This window comes from Romboutsia hominis (assembly GCF_900002575.1).
Taxonomy (GTDB): domain Bacteria; phylum Bacillota; class Clostridia; order Peptostreptococcales; family Peptostreptococcaceae; genus Romboutsia_C; species Romboutsia_C hominis.
The window spans coordinates 1,548,819-1,566,423 of the sequence record NZ_LN650648.1; the positions used below are offsets into that span (position 1 = coordinate 1,548,819).

Genomic DNA, 17,605 nt, shown 5'->3' on the forward strand with positions numbered 1-17,605 from the left:
AATAAGATTAATTGTTCATTTTATCTAATCACCTCTATATGTATTTTATATTATTATAATATTATAGTAACTTAATTTCAAGTGCTTACATTAGATCAAGAGATTTCATGAATTTAATTTTTTAAGATAATTTAAGTTAAAAAGGGATATGTCTTAAGACATATCCCCTTTTATAACTATAAACTAGTTATCTTTTATTTTCTATTATATTTGATATAATACCTTTACATCTTCCACATCCAGTACCTGCTTTAGTAACTTCTCCAACTTTTTCAACAGTGTCAGCTCCATTTTTTACTGCTTCTACGATTGTATCTATTGATACATTCTTACATTTACATGCATTTTTTATAAGAGCCTCTACTTCCTTAAGCTCTTCTTCGTTTTCAATATTTATATCAGACATCTTTTTAAGCTCTTCAATAGTTCTAGCTCCCTGTGCTTGAGCCTTTCTAACTTGTAAATATTTATCCATATCTAGTTTCATATGTATTTCTCCTAACCTTTAAATTTATTTATTAATATATTAACTTTATAATTATTTAATATTATAATTACATTATATTTATATCCAATATTAATATATAATAAACAAGTTTTATTGAGTAAAGTAAACTACATTTTCTAAATTAAAGTTTATTTTTACATTTTGGTTAACTTCATAAAAATGCTTATTTGAACTAACCTTGAGTATAAAGTCTTTTATATCTATTTCATAAATTGTATTTTCACCTAAATATGTTTTCTTTTTAATTTTTCCTATAACTCCATTTGGATAATTTTCATTATTAATTTCTATATTTTCTTTAGATATCATAAGTTCTACATTATCTAAACTTTCATTTTTATCAATATCTAAGCTTAGCTTAACATATTCATTTTCAAATAATCCATTATATATTTTCCCACTTATATAATTTCTTTCTCCAAATATATTCGCAACTACTTTACTATTTGGTTTTTCATATAAGTTTTTTGGAGTATCAAATTGTTTTATTTCTCCATTTACCATAACTGCTATTTTATCACTCATCATCAAAGCTTCTTCTTTATCATGAGTTACTAGTATTGTAGTTATTTTTAATTTTTTTTGTAAATTTAATACAAACTCTCTCATTTCTTGTCTTAAGTTTATATCTAAATTTGAAAAAGGTTCATCTAAAAGCAGCACCTTTGGATTTATCGCTAAACTTCTTGCTATGGCTACTCTTTGTTTTTGACCTCCCGAAATTTGTGATGGGTACTTTTTTTCGTATCCATTAAGTTTTACTAAGTCTATTAATTCTTGTACTTTTTTATTACGTTCGCATTTTTTAATTTTTTTCATTTTAAGTCCAAACTCGATATTTTCAAATACATTCATATGAGGAAATAAAAAATAATCTTGAAATACTATGGCTACGTCTCGTTTTCCTGTGGGTATATTTTTTATACTATTTCCATCAAATAATATATCTCCTTTATCAAAATCAAGTATTCCTGCTATTATATTTAATGTAGTGCTTTTACCACATCCTGATGGTCCTAGTAAAGAAATTATTTCGCCTTCATTTATTGATAAATTTATACTTTTTAACACATTTATATTATTAAAACTTTTATTTAAGTTAACTATTTTAACACTTGACATTGTATTCTCCTTAAATTGGTTTATCCTAAAAAGTAATTGTTTTTATTATTTAAATAATACTTTTTTATTTTTCCTTCTACAAGTATTAGTACTACTATACTTACAATTAAAAATACTAGACTGTATAGTGCTGCTACTGTTCTATCTCCGCTTTGTATATATGGAAACATAACCATAGGATATGTAATTATATTACCTCCTCCTATTAGCATAGTTAAGAAGTATTGACTAAATGAAATTATAAAACACATACTAGATGCACCTATTACTCCTGGAAATATTAAAGGTAATGTTATGTATCTAAATGTGTTTATTGAATTTGCTCCTAAAAGCTTTGCTTGTATTTCTAATTTGTCTCCTACTAAATTATATATATCCGCTATCATTTTTACTGCATAAGGAATACAAGGAAGTATATTTATTATTATTACTCCTATTATATTATTTGCTAGACCATTTCTTAAAAAAGTAATGTGAACCCCCATAGCTATAGATATCATAGGTACAATTATTGGTGATAGCACTAAAATTTCAAATAATTTTTTTCCTCTAAATTCATATATTGATATAGCCTTAGCTGCTGGTATGCTTATTATAATTGTTATTAATATCACTATTATTGATATTAATATACTGTTAATTAATATTTTTATATTATAAGTATTTAATATATATTCAAATCCTCTTAAAGAATAGTCTGTAGGTATTAGCTTTGGATAAGTCCACCTACTAGTTATTGTCCATATTAATAGTATTGAAATTGGTATTATAAGTACTATTAATAATATATATAAAATTAATTTTTTACTTTTCATAATTTCACCTATAATTTATACTTATACATCTTCGAAAAAACTTTGTTATATATTATTAATAAAACAAAACTTATGCCTGATAATATAATATTTATAACCATAGATAATGCCTTTTGGTTAAAATCCGTGCTTATATAATTATTGTAAGCTAATACTGATAATGCTTTAGGTGTAGTTGGTCCTATTAAAAATGGTACTTCATATGACCCAAAAGCAAAGGTAAATAATATTATAAATGAAGATATTATAGATGGCATAGCAAGTGGCAAAGTTATGTATCTAAAACTTTGTAATTTACTAGCACCCAAATTTAGTGCTACTACCTCTAGCTTCTCATTTATATTTTTTAGTATATTATAAGTAGTTATAGCTACAAAAGGTATTCCTTTGTATAAATATACAAGTATTATTCCTATACCATTTTTATCAGATATTAAATTTATAAATTGTGATGAATCAGATATTATACCTAAATTATATAAAAGTCTTGATATTATTCCAGATTGAGAAAATATTGTTACCATAAAAAATACTACTACTATATGTGGAATTATCATTGGCAAGTTTAGTATGGTATTTCTAAAGTTTGAATACTTATCTTGAGCTAGTAAATAGGCTAAGAAAACACCAAGTATTACAGATATTAAGCTTGATATTAATGATGTATTTAAACTAAATAGAAGAGACTTTAAGAAAGAAGTCTCTCTTAAAATCTCTTTATAATAACTAAAATTTATTTCATTAAAACCTATTTGTGGAAAGTATCCTAAACTTTGTAATATACAATTTATTATTCCACACCCCATTATAAATAACAAAAGTATAGCTGTTGGTGCTATGAGTATATATGGTTTTATTTTATTGTTCACTTTCTAAAACCTCTTTTGTCCATATTTTTTCTATTATTGGAACAAGATCTGCTCTTAATTCTGGAACAGCATTTTCTATTACTATCATTTCATCACTAAATTTACCTTTTTCGCTTTTAGGTATTTTGTTCATATCTAATATTGTTGAATCTCCCCAGTTTTTGCTAAATGTTTTAGAACCTTGTGCATCTATACTCATTAAGTAATCTATTAAAACCATAGCACCAGCTTGATTTTGAGTATTAAATGGTACTGTTAAGAAATGAGTATTGCTTATATTTCCTTTTTCAAATTCTATTATCTTAGTATCAGGACTAAACTCTTTACTTTCTATTTTAGATGGTATTACATTTGGTGAATATGTCATTGTAAAATAAACTTCTTCATCTGAATACATATTATCTAATTGTGAAGTTGTTGAAGAATAAGTTTTACCTTTATTCCATAAATATGGTTTTATCTCTTTTAAATAGTTAATAGCAGGTTGAATTACTTTTTTTACCTTTGTTTCATCTGCTGGTAAATCTTTTACATTTTCATATCCTACTATATCGTATATTACGTTTCTTACAAAAGCACTACCCGTAAAGTCAGGAGGTGCTGGATATGTAAATTTACCTGGATTTTTCATTATTACTTCTTTTAAATCATTAGTATTTTTAATTTCTTTATCTACTTTAGAAGCATTTTCTACTATTGTAAATTGTGCTTTACCCCAAGGTGCTTCCATATTCTCTACTGTTGTCCCAAAGTCTGTAGTTATATCTTTTGAAGCTGTGTCTACATATTTATTAAAGTTTGGAAGTTTTTCAGTAAATTTTCCTAATAACAAATTACTATCTTTTGCAGTTTTAAAGTTCTCTCCATTTATCCAAACTACATCCATATTTCCCTTTAGGTTGTTTGCTTGTTTATCTGATAATAAACTGTTTAATATTTCATCTATATTCATACCTACTCTTTTTAAAGTTATATCATACTTTTCTTTCATTTGAGGTATTATGTAAGTATCAAACCATTTATTCATTACTTCGTTACCACCATAACCATAGAAATTAACAGTAGTCCCTTTAGCTTCTTCTAATAATTGTTCATATTTTTTATCTGAAACATTTACTTCTTCTGGTTTTTTAGATGGTTTTGAGCATCCAATTAAACTTATGGTCATAATTATACTTAAAGCACCTATTATCTTTCTTTTAAATTTCATATTTATCTCCTTTTGTATTATTTTATTTTTTATCAATATTATCTTATGTTATATATCTATTTTTTATTTTTTATATGTATTTAAAAAATTTGATTCGCTCATGTTACTCAAACGACTTCGTCCGCTAATCAAAAATTCTTTTTTGAGCTACTGTGTAGGCGAATACCTTTACTTTTTCCAAATATGTTACTATAACTTTAATTCATAGATTAACAAGAATTTACAATCAAATAAATTCCCTTGGTAAATAAAAAAGTATTGATGAGTTCATCAATACCTTTTTGTTGATATATAGAATATAATTATTTTTAATTCTTATAAAGATACTTAGCATACCATTTATTTTTAATTCTTATACCAAATAACTCCTATAAAAGTCTTAATAATCTGTATTAATGTCATTAACCCAAGCATAACGCTTATATAATAAAATGCTCTTATTTCTTCTGCTGAATATATCAATATAAATCCTATAAAGAAAAGTACAAGTATAACCATAGTAATACTCATAGTAGTTACTATTTTTTTTAACCTTACTTTTCTTTTCATGTATAGTATTAATACTAATAGCATTAATGTTATCAATGCTATTATGGCAATATATTGTATAGTTTGAATAGGATATTTATCTTCCCAAACATAATTTTTATGTACGACATGTCGTAACATTCCCATCTTTTTGTGTGTAAAATAGTTCACCATATACGCTCCGACTAAGAGCAAAATTTCTAGTGTTGTAGTCAGTACATAAAAAATCTTTTTTATTTTTTCCATATAAATATCAACCTCATTATCTGAAATTTAAAATAATCACTACAATTAGTTTAGTGATTATTTTAAATTATTTATTTTGCAGCTTTGTTTGTTGGTAGTTTACCCACTGTAGTATATTCACAATTACCACTATTTGGATCTCCTACTTGTACAGGAAGATTATTATGCATTTGCCATTCATTCCATCCACCATCATAAACAGTCATCTTATCCCATCCTGCATCATAAGCAATTAACCAAGGAACTGATGCTCTCCAACCTGTTCCACAGTAAAATGAAAGTTCATTATTTTTATTTATATCAGAATCTGACCATAACTTTTCCATTTCTTCAGCAGTTATAACAGTTCCATCTTTATGTGTATAATCTTCCATATTGTATGGATTGCTTCCTGCATGTCCCCAAACTGCGCCTTTAGGCTCACCAGCTCTATCAATATAAGTGTATCCACTTGTTTTACCATCAAATTCATCTTTACTTCTTATACTTACTAGACGGAAGTTTTGGTCATTTTTTAATTTATCTTGAACTTGTTCTATAGACATCCAATATTCTGGATGTGCTGGAACAGTTGTTCCAAAGTCTTTTGCTGGTGTTGCTTTTTCTACTTTAGTTTCTGTTTGATACCCTGCTTTTTTCCATGCATCAAGTCCACCATCTAGAACTTTTACATTATCAACACCTGCCCAAAGATATGCATATGCTACTCTACTTACTGCTGAAATATCTGTTCCATATAAAATAACAGTTTTATCTTTTGTAACTCCTAAATCTAACATACCTTTTTCAACTACCTTAGGATCTGATATATTCCAAATCGGTTCTGATTCAACACTTGAAGTATCCACATGTAAAGCTCCTGGAAGATGTCCTTTTGTATAAGTTGGACTGTCTTTATAAGTTCCCCACGAAACTTCTAATATAGTATAATTTTTAGACTCTGGTTGATTTCCATCTATTACACTTTGTACCCACTTAGGTGATACAAAGACTTTTTGTGTATCTACCTTTTCTGCCTTTACATTTAATTTCGTTTCTGTTGTTTTTTGAGAATCATTTGAAGGACTACTACATCCTACCGCCATTGTGGCTACCATTGTGATACCAACTAGTGCACTAATTAATTTTCTTTTCATAATTGTCCTCCGTTACTTTTTATCATTTTCTTAAAATGAGAGTATTTATAGCTAACCTTAATATCACCCTCAATTATTTAAACCCATATAAAAATTGATACCTTAAAAACAAATCTAAAAGATTTGAATTTACTGAAATTTGACCTCGATAATTTTATCATAATTCATATAAATCTCCAATATTTATACAAAATTTAAATACTTAATATTGGTATTATTTATTTTTTCTATACGTTAATATACAACATTTAAATTCTCTAATTTATATCTATATAAACAATAGCATCTTTAAATATCTTAGGATTATCATCAATATATATACAAGGTATTACACTAATCTTTTTTTCATTTCCTTTTAGTTCAAATTCATCACCTATATATAAATTACCATCAATTAACTCTCCTCCAGTTCCAGGTCCATGTATTAATTCATTATTATTTTCGTCCTTTGCGATTAATACTGGTTCTCTTCTTTTATTAACACTAAGTTCTGTGTATAAGTCATAATTATATTTAATCTTAACAGATACAGGAGATACCCTAATTTCCTCTATAGTGAAATTTCCTTTATATACATTTTCATCTATTTTAAAAGTTTTATTTATTTTATGTACTTTAGTATCATTTAATATATTTGATGCATTTATTATAGTATTAAATTCCCAATTGCCCCTAATAGCTTCAAATTCTTCATTTCTATAGTTATGCATTTCATTAAAAATAATCTTTAAGTCATAATCTTTGTTTCCTTCTATCTTATCTAATATTTCATAAGGAGTGTCAGATGCACCATCTCCATCAGTATCTATTGATAGTAAACTAGTTTTAAACAATATATTCCCTTTTTTTTCTCCTATTACTTTTTCAACTTCACAAGAATTACTCTGTCCCTCAAATACAAGGTCATCAATAATAATTGTTGGATATAATGGTGATAAAGTTTCTATATTTAAATTATCATTAAAATTGGAATAATCAACACTCATACTAATTATTAGCTGTCTATCATCTAACATAACTTCACCTAGACTAATTTTTAGCCCATTAGATTCAATAGTTTGATTCCCTTCAAACTTGTACTTATCAAATTCATTTTCTTCTCTTCCTAGTAAAACTTCTATTTGTTTTGTTATATTCTCTATATAAGCCCATGTAGTTTTACTATTTAATGCCATAGTTCCTAAAAGAATGATGCTTGATCCAGCTATTATAAGCTTTTTCTTTTTTAATTTTATTTTTTGTTTATCCTTTAAAGCCTTATTTATAACAACCTCTATAGAAGAATCAAAGTTATCTGGTATCTTTATATTATCTAATTTGCTCATTTATTTCCCCTCCATTAATATCTTATATAATTTCTTTTTTCCTCTTTTTATGTAAGTTTTAATAGTATTTTCATTGCATTCAAGTACGTCTGCTATTTCCTTTATAGTCATATCTTGAAAGTATTGAAGTATTATAGGAGTTTTAAATTTTTCTTCTAATATATCTATAGCATTATATAAATCTATTTTCTCTTCCAATTTCTCATATGATATATCCTCAACTTCTTCTAATGCTTTTATGTCATATATAACCTTACTTTGACTTCTATTTCTATCATTTACATTATTGATAAGTATTCTTGTAATCCAAGTTTTAAAGTATTTTGGATTTTTTAATTTATGTATATTTATAATTGCTTTATATACTGTTTCTTGGCATACTTCTACTGCCTCTTCTTCATCTTTTATATACAAAAAAGCTGTTTTATATAAGTATTCTTTGTTTTCATTTATAATTGCATTAATTGAATCTTTGTCTCCCTTTATAGCTTTTTTTATTATATCCTCATCACTAACGTTATTTTTACTCCTTCTTAACATTAATAATTGTCCCATATCCCTCTCCTTTTGTTTGTATTACATTCATTAGACGCAATAGATATATAATAAGTTTCACTTAAATTAAATTATTTTTTAATTAATAAAAGCCATGTGTATAAAATAGACTTCCATACTCATGGCTTTTATTAATATTTAGCATTTTATATAAGTTATTTTATTTAGCAATTTTAATCTATGCAATAACTTTTTCAGTTTTTTCTTCTAAACACACTCTTGGCACAAGTAAACATACTATCATACAGCATATCCCACTTAATATAAATGGTAATTTATTACCTATATCAAATATAAATCCAGATGCTAAAGATCCTACAATCATACCAATAGCTTTGTATGATCCTTGTATACCCATTATTTCACCATAATTTTCTTTTGCAAGTTTTGATACTATACTTTGTTGTATAGGAGTAACTAAAGCACTACTTCCAACGAATACCATTATAAACATAAAGCTAATTAATATGTTGTTAAATAATGATGCTAATATCATACTTATTCCAGCTATCATACAAGCTACTATTAAAGTGTATTTTTCATTATATTTTTTACTTAGATATGGATTTATACATAAGTTCATAATTAAAGCTACAACCCCAGCAAATGCCATAACAATACCATTAACTGTAGTTGGCATATTTAACACTGATTCTATATAATAGTTTATAGTCGAATTATATGAAGTTGTTGCTATAGTTATTAAAGTCATAACTATCATCATAATACTTACAGTAGGATTTAATGAAGTTGACTTACTTCCTTTTTTAAGATGTTTAGTATAAATCTCTATTTTACCAAGCTTTTTATCAATAGTTTCATCTAAAACAAAGTATATAACTCCTGCAACTAATAAACATAATATAAACTGAGTAAAAAATGCAAATTTATAACCTAAATTTCCACTAAATCCACCCATAAGAGCTCCAACAGAACTTGCTATTGATGTAGTTGCTGTATGATATGACATATATTTTGTTCTTTCTTCTTTCGAAGATATATCACTAACATAAGCTATACAAGTAGTTATAAATGCTACTGACATAGCTCCACCAGTTATTCTAAACATAAGTATAAGTGGTGTACTTTCTATAAATCCAAATCCTAGTTGGCTAATACCATAACCAATTACCCCAATAACTAAAAATCTCTTTCTTCCTCTTTGGTCAGACAAACTTCCCCATATAGGTGACATTACAAAATGAGATACTGCCATAGTTGAGTATAGTACACCAAACATATATGTAGGTAGGCTTAGTGCGTTTATAAGAGATGGTGTTACAGGATGTGCCATATTAAAGGTCGCCATGGTTATAAAATTTATAAATAATATCTTTCTCATTTTTATCTTGTCCATATTTACTCCTTAAGTTTTTTATTTTAAACCTTAATTATTATACCATAAAAATATTTATATAACATAAAAAATTCACTTCACTTTATCAATATACTTTATATAGTCAACTACATATTCCGTTATCAAAAAATTATTTTTACTTAAGTAAATATTTTGCTATAACTTTAACCTATAGATCTTTTACTATTTCTAAATAAGTGCAATATCTTAATAATTAAAAAAGCACAGATTACCATCTGCGCTCTTTTATACATCTCTTTTATATTAAATTTTACTTATAATATATTCTTTCCAATCTCCATGAGGTATCTCAATTAATTTATCTTCTGAATTATTTAAAGCTTTTGTATTATATTCATAGTAATATGCTATTTCTTTTATTCCATCTTTTAGAATAACTTCTATTTCTTTCCTTAAATACTCACAATTTATATTATTATCTTCACTATAGTTTTCTAAATCATCTAATTCTTTTAGGCTTTTATCAAAGTCTTTAAGCTCCATTAGCTCACCTATAATAGTACCATCCCCTGGTACAACAGCTGGATATCCCTTATTATCTAAATGAAATAAATTTCCATTTATTGTTGCTTTACAAGTTTTTGATACCTTACCTTTTAGAAGTTTTTCATAATTGAACATATCACTTCTTAAACTACCATATACAAATATTTTATCTATTAACATATTTCTCCACCTACAGCTTTTATATCTTTATCATATAATGTACATGCCTCTATTGCTAATTCTAGACCCTTTACTATTTCTTCTAAAGACATATATGGAGTATTTTTCTTGTCTATAACTTGAGAAGTCATATATGGTATATGTATAAACCCACCTTTTATATTTGGATATTTCTTATCTATCATGTACATTATTCCATACATTACATGATTGCATACAAATGTACCAGCTGTATTTGATACTGTAGCAGGTATTTTATTTTCATTCATATGTTTAACCATAGCTTTTATTGGCAAGTTTGAAAAATATGCAGCTTGTCCATCTTCTTCTATTATCTCATCTGTTGGTTGATTTCCTTCATTGTCCTTTATTCTAAAATCATCCATATTTATAGCAACTCTTTCAGGAGTTATATCATATCTTCCTCCAGCTTGTCCTATAGATATAACTATGTCTGGATTGTGTTTTTCTATAGCTTCCTCTATAGCTTTTACTGATTTATGTCTAACTGTTGGTATCGTTAACTTTATAACGGTAGCTCCATTTATATTTTCTTTTACCATTTTTACAGCTTCCTCAGCTGGGTTTACTTTTTCTCCACCAAATGGATCAAATCCTGTTAATAAAACTTTCATACTCACCGTCTCCTATCTTTATATTAATTCTTTACTTCAAATTAAAATGCTAAGAAGTACATTGCAAATATATGAATTACTAATAATATTATAGCTACTGGTGCTTGATACTTTATAACATCATATTGCTTTTTCATATCAAGTAATGCTGCTGGTACTATGTTAAAGTTTGCAGCCATTGGAGTTAACAGTGTACCACAATATCCTGCTGTTAGTGCAAGGGCACCAACTATAGCCGGATCTGCTCCTTGACTTAATACAAATGGAACACCTATACCTGCTGTTATAACTGCAAATGCAGCAAATGCATTTCCCATTATCATAGTGAATATTGCCATTCCTAGTACATATGCCACTACTCCAAAGAATCTACTATCTGCTGGAACTACTCCAGATATTATATTAGATATAACTTCACCTACTCCAGCTTGAGTAAATAATGCACCTAATGCAACTAAAAGTTGTGGTAACATACTTGCAGGACCCATCTGTTGTAAAAGTCTTGCACTATCTGTTACTGTTGTAGATGGTTTTGCTTTTGTTAATATAAATGCTGCTATTAATGCAACTACCGAACCAGCTCCTATTGCAAATTGCGATGAACTACCAAAGTCTTTTAAAGCCATTGCAACTAAAACTGCTACAAGTGCTAATACTAATGATGGCATAAATATTTTATTACCAAGTTTTTCTGACTGCTTTTGTCCAAATTCTTCACTTGGAGTTTCATATTTAGCAAATACAACTTGCTTTGTAAGTGTTAGTAAACTTGAAGCTACTAATATTAGCCCTATTACATTTGATGGTATCAATTTCCCAAATATAAATGGTATAGATATTAATACCCAAAATAAAGCTGTTCCAAATCTTTTATTGCTATCTATTGTTTTATACGATTTTATCGCTATAACTATCATTAAAATCCCCATAAGGGCGTAAAAAATTTCTAAAGATATATTTATAAAATTTTGCACTTAATTTTCCTCCTTATTTAATTATTTTGTCTGTATTTTTTATTTAGTTTTCTATCAAATAAGTAGTTTTGAAGTGCAGATACTAAAAATGCAACTACAGCCATTATTATACTAGCTTTAACAATTTCTAATTCTGTAACATTAAACCCTTGTTCTGATAAAGTTGACGCTATAAGTAATACTCCACTACTTCCTGCAAATAAGTTTTGTCCATAGAAGTTACCATAGTTTTCCGAAGCAGCTGATAATGCTTTTATAGCCTCTTCATCTTCTTCATTTATTTTATTGTTTTTGTTTATAGCAGCAGCTTGAGCCATTGGGTTTACTAAAGGTCTAACAAATTGAGGATGACCACTCATTCTTATTGATAAAGCACCTGCTATTTGTCTTGCAAACATATATATGCTTAGTACCCCTCCAGCTGTAATCTTTCCAATCTTTTCTATTAGATATATAGCCCTTTGCTTTAGCCCGTATCTTTCTAGTATACCTATTACTGGTAATGTTAATATAAACAGTGATACTGCTCTGTTAGCTACAAAGGAATCTCCTAATATAGTTAGTATTTGGTTTATATCTAACCCAGATACTAGTCCTGTAACAATTCCTGCTACTAATACGGTAAATAGTGTTTCTATTTTGAATAAAAATCCAATTACAACTATCAAAACACCTATTAGTTTTATCATTTTTATTCCTCCCTAATTATCTAAATTAAATTTTCAGAAATTTAATTTTTTTCATAAATTTCATATTTTTCAATTTTATTAAATTATACAATATAAAACATTTTCTTACAATATTTTTATTTATATTTTTAATATTTTAATTTTGAAAATATTTTTTCATTTAAATATTTAAATAAAAAAACCTATAACGATAAACATAAATTTAAATATGTTTACTTATAGGTTTTTTTATTTATGTTAATTATTTTAATTAATCAATACTTTTTATAGCTTTATCTGCAAAGTCAGTAGTTACTATGTCACTATATAGAGGTTTTTTATCTAACTCACCAGCTTCAGTCATAACTTCCATTAGTTTATTTAAACTTTCTTCTTTTAATGTAGGTTCTTGACACCATGCATCTATTTCTTTATATCTATCAGCAACTGATATTAAATCATCTAAGCTCATATCATCAAAGAATGGTTGCATAGATTTAGCAATCTCTTCTGATGATGCACTTTGAACCCATAATTGTCCTTTATATACTGCATTAGTAAATCTTTGTATTAAATCTTTATTTTCGCTCATAAAAGACTTAGTAGCACAATATGCAGTATATGGAATTTCACCAGAATCTTGACCTACTGATGCTACTATATAACCAGTGCCTTCTTTTTCCATAGCTGTACCTGTTGGCTCAAAAGCAGTTGTAAAATCAGCTTCTCCACCAGCAAAAGCTCCAGTCATTACTCCAAACTGCACATCTGTTCTTACATTTGCTTCACCAGCTTTTGTATTTTCACCTATTGTAAGTCCATTTTGTTTTAATACATATTCTAGTGTCATTAAAGGTACGCCACCTTTTCTTCCACCTAGTATTTCTTTTCCTTTTAAATCTTCATATTTAAAATCTGGCATTTCTTCTCTAGCAATTATAAAACTTCCATCTCTTTTAGTAAGTTGTGCAAAATTTATTGCATAGTTTTCTTCTCCTTGATTATAAACATAAATAGATGCTTCAGGTCCCATAAGACCTACTTGTGCTTCTCCAGATATTAATGCTGCCATAGTTTTATCTGCTCCTTGAGCATTTATAAGGTCTATGTCTATACCTTCTTCTTCAAAGAATCCTTGAGTTATAGCTGCATATTGAGGTGCATAAAATACTGAATGAGCAACCTCAGCTATTGTTACTTTATCTAGCTTTTTCTCATCAGTTTTTCCTCCTTCACTAACATCTTGGCTGCAACCTGTTATGCATAATAAACCAACTGCTAATGAACTTATAAGTGTAACAGCTTTTTTAAACATAATATCCCCCCATGTTGAGATTTAACTACTGATATATAATATTATTTCTTCATTAAAATTGTTACATTCTAATAAATCAACCTCACTTAAGGGATTTATTTTTAATACTTATTTACAATAAATTTTTTATTTAATGCATCTGTAATATAATTAATTCCTATGCCATTAATCATCTGAGTAAAACTTTCATATTTATCATAAATATCTTTATAAAAATCTACTAAAATTTCTATAACTTCAAGTAGTTCCTTTTGTGTACTTACTTCAACTATTAATTTGCTCTTTATATATATCCTATAATTTGGTTTATCTCTTTCTATTATTTTAAAATAACATCTTTTAATGCATTCTCCACATCCTATACATTTTTCTTTATCTATACAAACATCCTTACAAATTCTTTGCATTGCCCTACTTTTGCAATTTCTTATAGATGGACAAGTTTTGCAGTAAAAGCACATACCTTTATGCATACTTACACCTTTCTTTATTAATATAGATAAGTCATATTCATTAATATCAAAATTATCACTACAAGATTCACTTATACTTATGTTTATTCTATGGTTTAGCTTTATTTTCTTAGTACTTTTATCAATATATTTATATATTTTATTAGCTAAATTAACATCTTCACTCACAGAATATATATATATATTGTTAGTACAATACATAAAGGACTTTATATGTTGGTTGTATATTTTTAATTTATTATGTTCTTTTATATGCATAGCTTTATCATTATTCATAAAATACTCCCTTTAATATAGATTATTTATGATTATTAACTTTAAATTCTTTCAGTATAAAGTATATTTTTATTATTTTGTAATTATGTGCTTATATTTTTAAATAAGATATTATTGTTCTTAAAATTTAAATTAATTTAGAAGGTGTGTTGTAAAATAATTTATATCCATTTTAAAATTTTTTTATATGAATATTTATCTATATATGTATTAATACTAATTATAAGAATATAATAAGTTGGATGTGTTAATATCTAACTTTGAATTACGAGGTGCTTATTATGAGATTATCTTTTAAATCATCTAAAAAAAGTAGTGTATTAAACCTACTAAACTTCAATGAGTTTACTTATGATAATGATGTTTTATCATATGATGATGAATACTTTGAAGAATATGACTACTATACAAATAGTATTCCTAACACAAATTATGGATTTGAAAAAGATGATATCTTGTATTATTGATATAAAAAGGACTAGGATTACCTAGCCCTTTTCTTATGCATTTTCAAAAGTATATATAGCATCTATCCTAGCTGTATATATAGATGAATTAGTACAACCTACATACTTTGCATATTTTTCTATTTTTTCCTTATCTATTTCAAGATTATAAGAATGTTCTTTTAATAACTTTTTAACATAATTATCCATTAAATAATCTTTATAATCACTTATGTCATACCCTAAGTAAATTGTTAATCGTTCTATTTCTTTATTAAAATCTCCATCTTCTTTTATTAAAAACTTATATACCTCTTCTCTATATGGATTTAAATGTATTATTTGTTTAACTATTTGAGCTTCATCTAATCTAGTTATAAATCCATCTTTGTAATTATTAAATAGTGCATTAGATTTTTGCTTGCTTTCTTCATCTATAAAAAAGCCAATATTATCTACTTTATTTTCTACAAGTGCATCTACAACTGCCATATGTATGTTAAAGCAATCATTATATAAATGATGAGATAATGATTCTAGTGTTGATTTAGCTTCATTATTTTTAAAGTTGTTTCTCTTACCTTTACCTTTAAATAAATTATTGCACATTCTTTCATAGTTTAAGTATTTTTCACAATAACTTTTTTTAAATACATCTATGTCTATTGTTATTACATCAAAGCTTATTATAGTTTCTATAGCCTTTTTTAGACCTTCTTCTATATGTTTAAAACCATCATTTTTGCAGTACCCTTGAAGATTATTTATATTTTGAATATGTTTAATTCCTTCATTATAAAAACTTTCACTAACTTCTATAGCATATAGCTTAAATAATCGTCTTATCTTATTGTAATTATCCATTTTTTCATCAAACTCTACAACTGCCCCATTTATATCAAATGTAACCATTTAATTTCCTCCTATCAATATAAAACCTTCTATACTTCTAATATTTGATTTTAAAATTTATTTTCCTTTTAAATACGTAATTTGTCTAACGTTTTATTTTTTCTATTTAAATATATGGTGTTATTTTATATTAATAAGAGGTCTTTGGTAAAATTTTGATAGCATTATATACAAAATTCGATTTTTTATTAAAACCATTAATAATATTTTTCAAAAACATAAAAAATGAATTATCTTATGCATTAGATAATTCACTCTTTTTACTTAATACTATTTATATAATATTAGTCATCCCTGCTAAAATAGGTAAAAATACTGCTATAAGTAAATTAGCTACCTTTATATTAGTAACCTTTAACATATTAAGTCCAAGACCTATTATAAGTAAACTACCTATGGCAGTCATAGAATTTATAACAGGGGTTGAAAGTATTCCCGACAAACTAGATGAAAGTATTGTTATAATACCTTGATATAAAAATACAGATACTGCTGAAAATAAAACACCTATACCAAGAGTTGATGTAAATATAATAGCACTAACACCATCCAATATAGACTTAGCAAATAATGTTTCATGATTTACACTTAGCCCACTTTGAAGACTGCCAACTATAGCCATAGCTCCAACACAAAACAATAAACTAGCAGACACAAATCCTTCAGATATAGATACAGCTTCTTTTTCTTTATCTTTATTAAACTTTACTTCTAAATAATTCCCTAATTTATTTAGCCATTTGTCTATATCTATAATTTCCCCTAATAAAGCCCCTAAAGCTATACAAACTATAGTCAAAAGTGTATTTTCTCCTTTAAATGCTCCCTCTATTCCTATATATATAACACAAAGTGCTAAACCATTCATTACAGTTGTACTTATTTTTTCACTTAGTCTTCCCTTGACAATAATTCCTATTATACAACCTAAAACAATAGATATACTATTTACAATAGTTCCTATCATAATATCCCCCCAATATTTTAATCCTAAAATTTATCCCTTAAATAATATTATTTACCTCCATTTTATATAGTTTAAACTTCTACAGGTATTAAATCATATCCCATACTATGTACAAACTTTTTCAGACCTTCTGAGGATAAATTAACCATCTTTGTATTTATATTAGGATGAAAGTTTAAATTTTGTCCATCTAATACATCTTTATCTATACATAAGGTTACTTTTTTCTCTTCATCATTTATTATAGAAAATGGATTAACACTACCTGGTGTAAGTTTTAATGTGTCATATAGCCTTTCTGCTGATGCAAAAGATAATCTAGTACTTCCTAATTGTTCTTTTAATATCTTTAAGTCTGCTTTTTTATCATCTCTAACTACTACTAGATAATATCTATCTCCTTTAGAATTTTTTAAAAATAAATTTTTACAATGATTTCCCTTAGCTACATCCTTTATAATCTCTAACTGCTCTGCTGTGTATATTGGTTCATGTTCAAATACTTCATACTCAATATTTAAATCATCTAATATTTTGTATACTTTAGTCTCTATGTTCATATATTTCTCCTTATATATTTT

At 26.5% G+C, this 17,605-nt stretch carries 20 protein-coding genes; 1 reads left to right on the top strand and 19 read right to left on the bottom strand.

The genetic code is table 11. The features are described from left to right. Positions 1-187 precede the first annotated feature (187 nt). The 16 genes from FRIFI_RS07505 to FRIFI_RS07580 all read right to left on the bottom strand — a co-directional run bounded on the left by FRIFI_RS07505 (position 188) and on the right by FRIFI_RS07580 (position 14,699). Positions 188-487, bottom strand: coding sequence for a (2Fe-2S)-binding protein (locus tag FRIFI_RS07505; protein WP_092925629.1), 300 nt, complete (start codon positions 485-487; stop codon positions 188-190). A 111-nt stretch (positions 488-598) separates the two neighbouring features. Continuing rightward, complete coding sequence (locus tag FRIFI_RS07510) at positions 599-1,630, bottom strand: ABC transporter ATP-binding protein (protein WP_166505496.1); 1,032 nt, start codon at positions 1,628-1,630, stop codon at positions 599-601. 20 nt (positions 1,631-1,650) lie between these two features. Continuing rightward, positions 1,651-2,445, bottom strand: a complete 795-nt coding sequence (locus FRIFI_RS07515) for an ABC transporter permease (protein WP_166505497.1) — start codon at positions 2,443-2,445, stop codon at positions 1,651-1,653. Between the two features lie 8 nt (positions 2,446-2,453). After that, positions 2,454-3,314, bottom strand: coding sequence for an ABC transporter permease (locus FRIFI_RS07520; RefSeq protein ID WP_166505498.1), 861 nt, complete (start codon positions 3,312-3,314; stop codon positions 2,454-2,456). Beyond that, positions 3,304-4,524 carry an ABC transporter substrate-binding protein gene (locus FRIFI_RS07525; RefSeq protein ID WP_166505499.1) on the bottom strand — a complete coding sequence of 407 codons (1,221 nt, stop codon included), beginning with the start codon at positions 4,522-4,524 and terminating at the stop codon, positions 3,304-3,306. The genes FRIFI_RS07520 and FRIFI_RS07525 overlap by 11 nt, the downstream gene beginning before the upstream one ends. A 345-nt stretch (positions 4,525-4,869) precedes the next feature. Next, positions 4,870-5,193 carry a hypothetical protein gene (locus FRIFI_RS07530; RefSeq protein ID WP_166505500.1) on the bottom strand — a complete coding sequence of 108 codons (324 nt, stop codon included), beginning with the start codon at positions 5,191-5,193 and terminating at the stop codon, positions 4,870-4,872. A 176-nt stretch (positions 5,194-5,369) separates the two neighbouring features. Beyond that, the gene (locus tag FRIFI_RS07535; protein ID WP_092925618.1) at positions 5,370-6,434 is read right to left on the bottom strand and encodes a sulfurtransferase; all 1,065 of its coding nucleotides are present in this window, start codon (positions 6,432-6,434) and stop codon (positions 5,370-5,372) included. A 257-nt stretch (positions 6,435-6,691) separates the two neighbouring features. Next, on the bottom strand, positions 6,692-7,759 hold the full coding sequence (locus tag FRIFI_RS07540) for a DUF4179 domain-containing protein (protein WP_092925615.1): 1,068 nt from the start codon (positions 7,757-7,759) through the stop codon (positions 6,692-6,694). Next, on the bottom strand, positions 7,760-8,314 hold the full coding sequence (locus FRIFI_RS07545) for a sigma-70 family RNA polymerase sigma factor (RefSeq protein ID WP_166505501.1): 555 nt from the start codon (positions 8,312-8,314) through the stop codon (positions 7,760-7,762). Between the two features lie 178 nt (positions 8,315-8,492). Next, entirely contained in the window at positions 8,493-9,671 is a 1,179-nt protein-coding gene (locus tag FRIFI_RS07550) for an MFS transporter (protein ID WP_092925611.1), read from the bottom strand. 264 nt (positions 9,672-9,935) lie between these two features. Then, positions 9,936-10,358, bottom strand: a complete 423-nt coding sequence (locus FRIFI_RS07555; RefSeq protein WP_092925609.1) for a gamma-glutamylcyclotransferase family protein — start codon at positions 10,356-10,358, stop codon at positions 9,936-9,938. Further along, positions 10,352-10,993, bottom strand: coding sequence for a pyroglutamyl-peptidase I (gene pcp, locus FRIFI_RS07560; RefSeq protein WP_092925607.1), 642 nt, complete (start codon positions 10,991-10,993; stop codon positions 10,352-10,354). Before pcp ends, FRIFI_RS07555 begins: the two co-directional genes overlap by 7 nt. A gap of 41 nt (positions 10,994-11,034) precedes the next feature. After that, positions 11,035-11,967, bottom strand: coding sequence for a DUF979 domain-containing protein (locus FRIFI_RS07565; protein ID WP_166505502.1), 933 nt, complete (start codon positions 11,965-11,967; stop codon positions 11,035-11,037). A 17-nt stretch (positions 11,968-11,984) separates the two neighbouring features. Further along, a complete protein-coding gene (locus FRIFI_RS07570) occupies positions 11,985-12,656 on the bottom strand; it encodes a DUF969 domain-containing protein (protein WP_092925603.1) in 672 nt (223 codons plus the stop codon). Between the two features lie 250 nt (positions 12,657-12,906). Next, positions 12,907-13,950: an ABC transporter substrate-binding protein gene (locus FRIFI_RS07575; protein WP_166505503.1), complete on the bottom strand. Its 1,044-nt coding sequence runs from the start codon at positions 13,948-13,950 to the stop codon at positions 12,907-12,909. A 101-nt stretch (positions 13,951-14,051) separates the two neighbouring features. Next, on the bottom strand, positions 14,052-14,699 hold the full coding sequence (locus FRIFI_RS07580; RefSeq protein WP_166505504.1) for a hypothetical protein: 648 nt from the start codon (positions 14,697-14,699) through the stop codon (positions 14,052-14,054). Between the two features lie 281 nt (positions 14,700-14,980). Here FRIFI_RS07580 and FRIFI_RS07585 point away from each other — a divergent pair, with 281 nt between their 5' ends. Then, positions 14,981-15,166, top strand: a complete 186-nt coding sequence (locus FRIFI_RS07585) for a hypothetical protein (protein ID WP_092925597.1) — start codon at positions 14,981-14,983, stop codon at positions 15,164-15,166. A 33-nt stretch (positions 15,167-15,199) separates the two neighbouring features. On the opposite strand, the gene FRIFI_RS07590 is transcribed toward FRIFI_RS07585, so the two are convergent. The 3 genes from FRIFI_RS07590 to FRIFI_RS07600 form a co-directional block, all read right to left on the bottom strand. After that, positions 15,200-16,057 (bottom strand): kinase, encoded by an 858-nt coding sequence (locus FRIFI_RS07590; RefSeq protein ID WP_166505505.1) that lies wholly within the window; start codon positions 16,055-16,057, stop codon positions 15,200-15,202. A gap of 274 nt (positions 16,058-16,331) precedes the next feature. After that, positions 16,332-17,024 (bottom strand): DUF554 domain-containing protein, encoded by a 693-nt coding sequence (locus FRIFI_RS07595; RefSeq protein ID WP_166505506.1) that lies wholly within the window; start codon positions 17,022-17,024, stop codon positions 16,332-16,334. 71 nt (positions 17,025-17,095) lie between these two features. Then, complete coding sequence (locus FRIFI_RS07600; protein WP_166505507.1) at positions 17,096-17,584, bottom strand: prolyl-tRNA synthetase associated domain-containing protein; 489 nt, start codon at positions 17,582-17,584, stop codon at positions 17,096-17,098. Between the last annotated feature and the right edge of the window lie 21 nt (positions 17,585-17,605).

Bases quoted from the DNA above. Each gene is read 5' to 3' on its own strand.
- FRIFI_RS07505 (WP_092925629.1), bottom strand. From the start codon at position 487: ATGAAACTAGATATGGATAAATATTTACAAGTTAGAAAGGCTCAAGCA.
- FRIFI_RS07510 (WP_166505496.1), bottom strand. From the start codon at position 1,630: ATGTCAAGTGTTAAAATAGTTAACTTAAATAAAAGTTTTAATAATATA.
- FRIFI_RS07515 (WP_166505497.1), bottom strand. From the start codon at position 2,445: ATGAAAAGTAAAAAATTAATTTTATATATATTATTAATAGTACTTATA.
- FRIFI_RS07525 (WP_166505499.1), bottom strand. From the start codon at position 4,524: ATGAAATTTAAAAGAAAGATAATAGGTGCTTTAAGTATAATTATGACC.
- FRIFI_RS07530 (WP_166505500.1), bottom strand. From the start codon at position 5,193: ATGTTACGACATGTCGTACATAAAAATTATGTTTGGGAAGATAAATAT.
- FRIFI_RS07535 (WP_092925618.1), bottom strand. From the start codon at position 6,434: ATGAAAAGAAAATTAATTAGTGCACTAGTTGGTATCACAATGGTAGCC.
- FRIFI_RS07540 (WP_092925615.1), bottom strand. From the start codon at position 7,759: ATGAGCAAATTAGATAATATAAAGATACCAGATAACTTTGATTCTTCT.
- FRIFI_RS07545 (WP_166505501.1), bottom strand. From the start codon at position 8,314: ATGGGACAATTATTAATGTTAAGAAGGAGTAAAAATAACGTTAGTGAT.
- FRIFI_RS07550 (WP_092925611.1), bottom strand. From the start codon at position 9,671: ATGGACAAGATAAAAATGAGAAAGATATTATTTATAAATTTTATAACC.
- FRIFI_RS07555 (WP_092925609.1), bottom strand. From the start codon at position 10,358: ATGTTAATAGATAAAATATTTGTATATGGTAGTTTAAGAAGTGATATG.
- pcp (WP_092925607.1), bottom strand. From the start codon at position 10,993: ATGAAAGTTTTATTAACAGGATTTGATCCATTTGGTGGAGAAAAAGTA.
- FRIFI_RS07570 (WP_092925603.1), bottom strand. From the start codon at position 12,656: ATGATAAAACTAATAGGTGTTTTGATAGTTGTAATTGGATTTTTATTC.
- FRIFI_RS07575 (WP_166505503.1), bottom strand. From the start codon at position 13,950: ATGTTTAAAAAAGCTGTTACACTTATAAGTTCATTAGCAGTTGGTTTA.
- FRIFI_RS07580 (WP_166505504.1), bottom strand. From the start codon at position 14,699: ATGAATAATGATAAAGCTATGCATATAAAAGAACATAATAAATTAAAA.
- FRIFI_RS07585 (WP_092925597.1), top strand. From the start codon at position 14,981: ATGAGATTATCTTTTAAATCATCTAAAAAAAGTAGTGTATTAAACCTA.
- FRIFI_RS07590 (WP_166505505.1), bottom strand. From the start codon at position 16,057: ATGGTTACATTTGATATAAATGGGGCAGTTGTAGAGTTTGATGAAAAA.
- FRIFI_RS07595 (WP_166505506.1), bottom strand. From the start codon at position 17,024: ATGATAGGAACTATTGTAAATAGTATATCTATTGTTTTAGGTTGTATA.
- FRIFI_RS07600 (WP_166505507.1), bottom strand. From the start codon at position 17,584: ATGAACATAGAGACTAAAGTATACAAAATATTAGATGATTTAAATATT.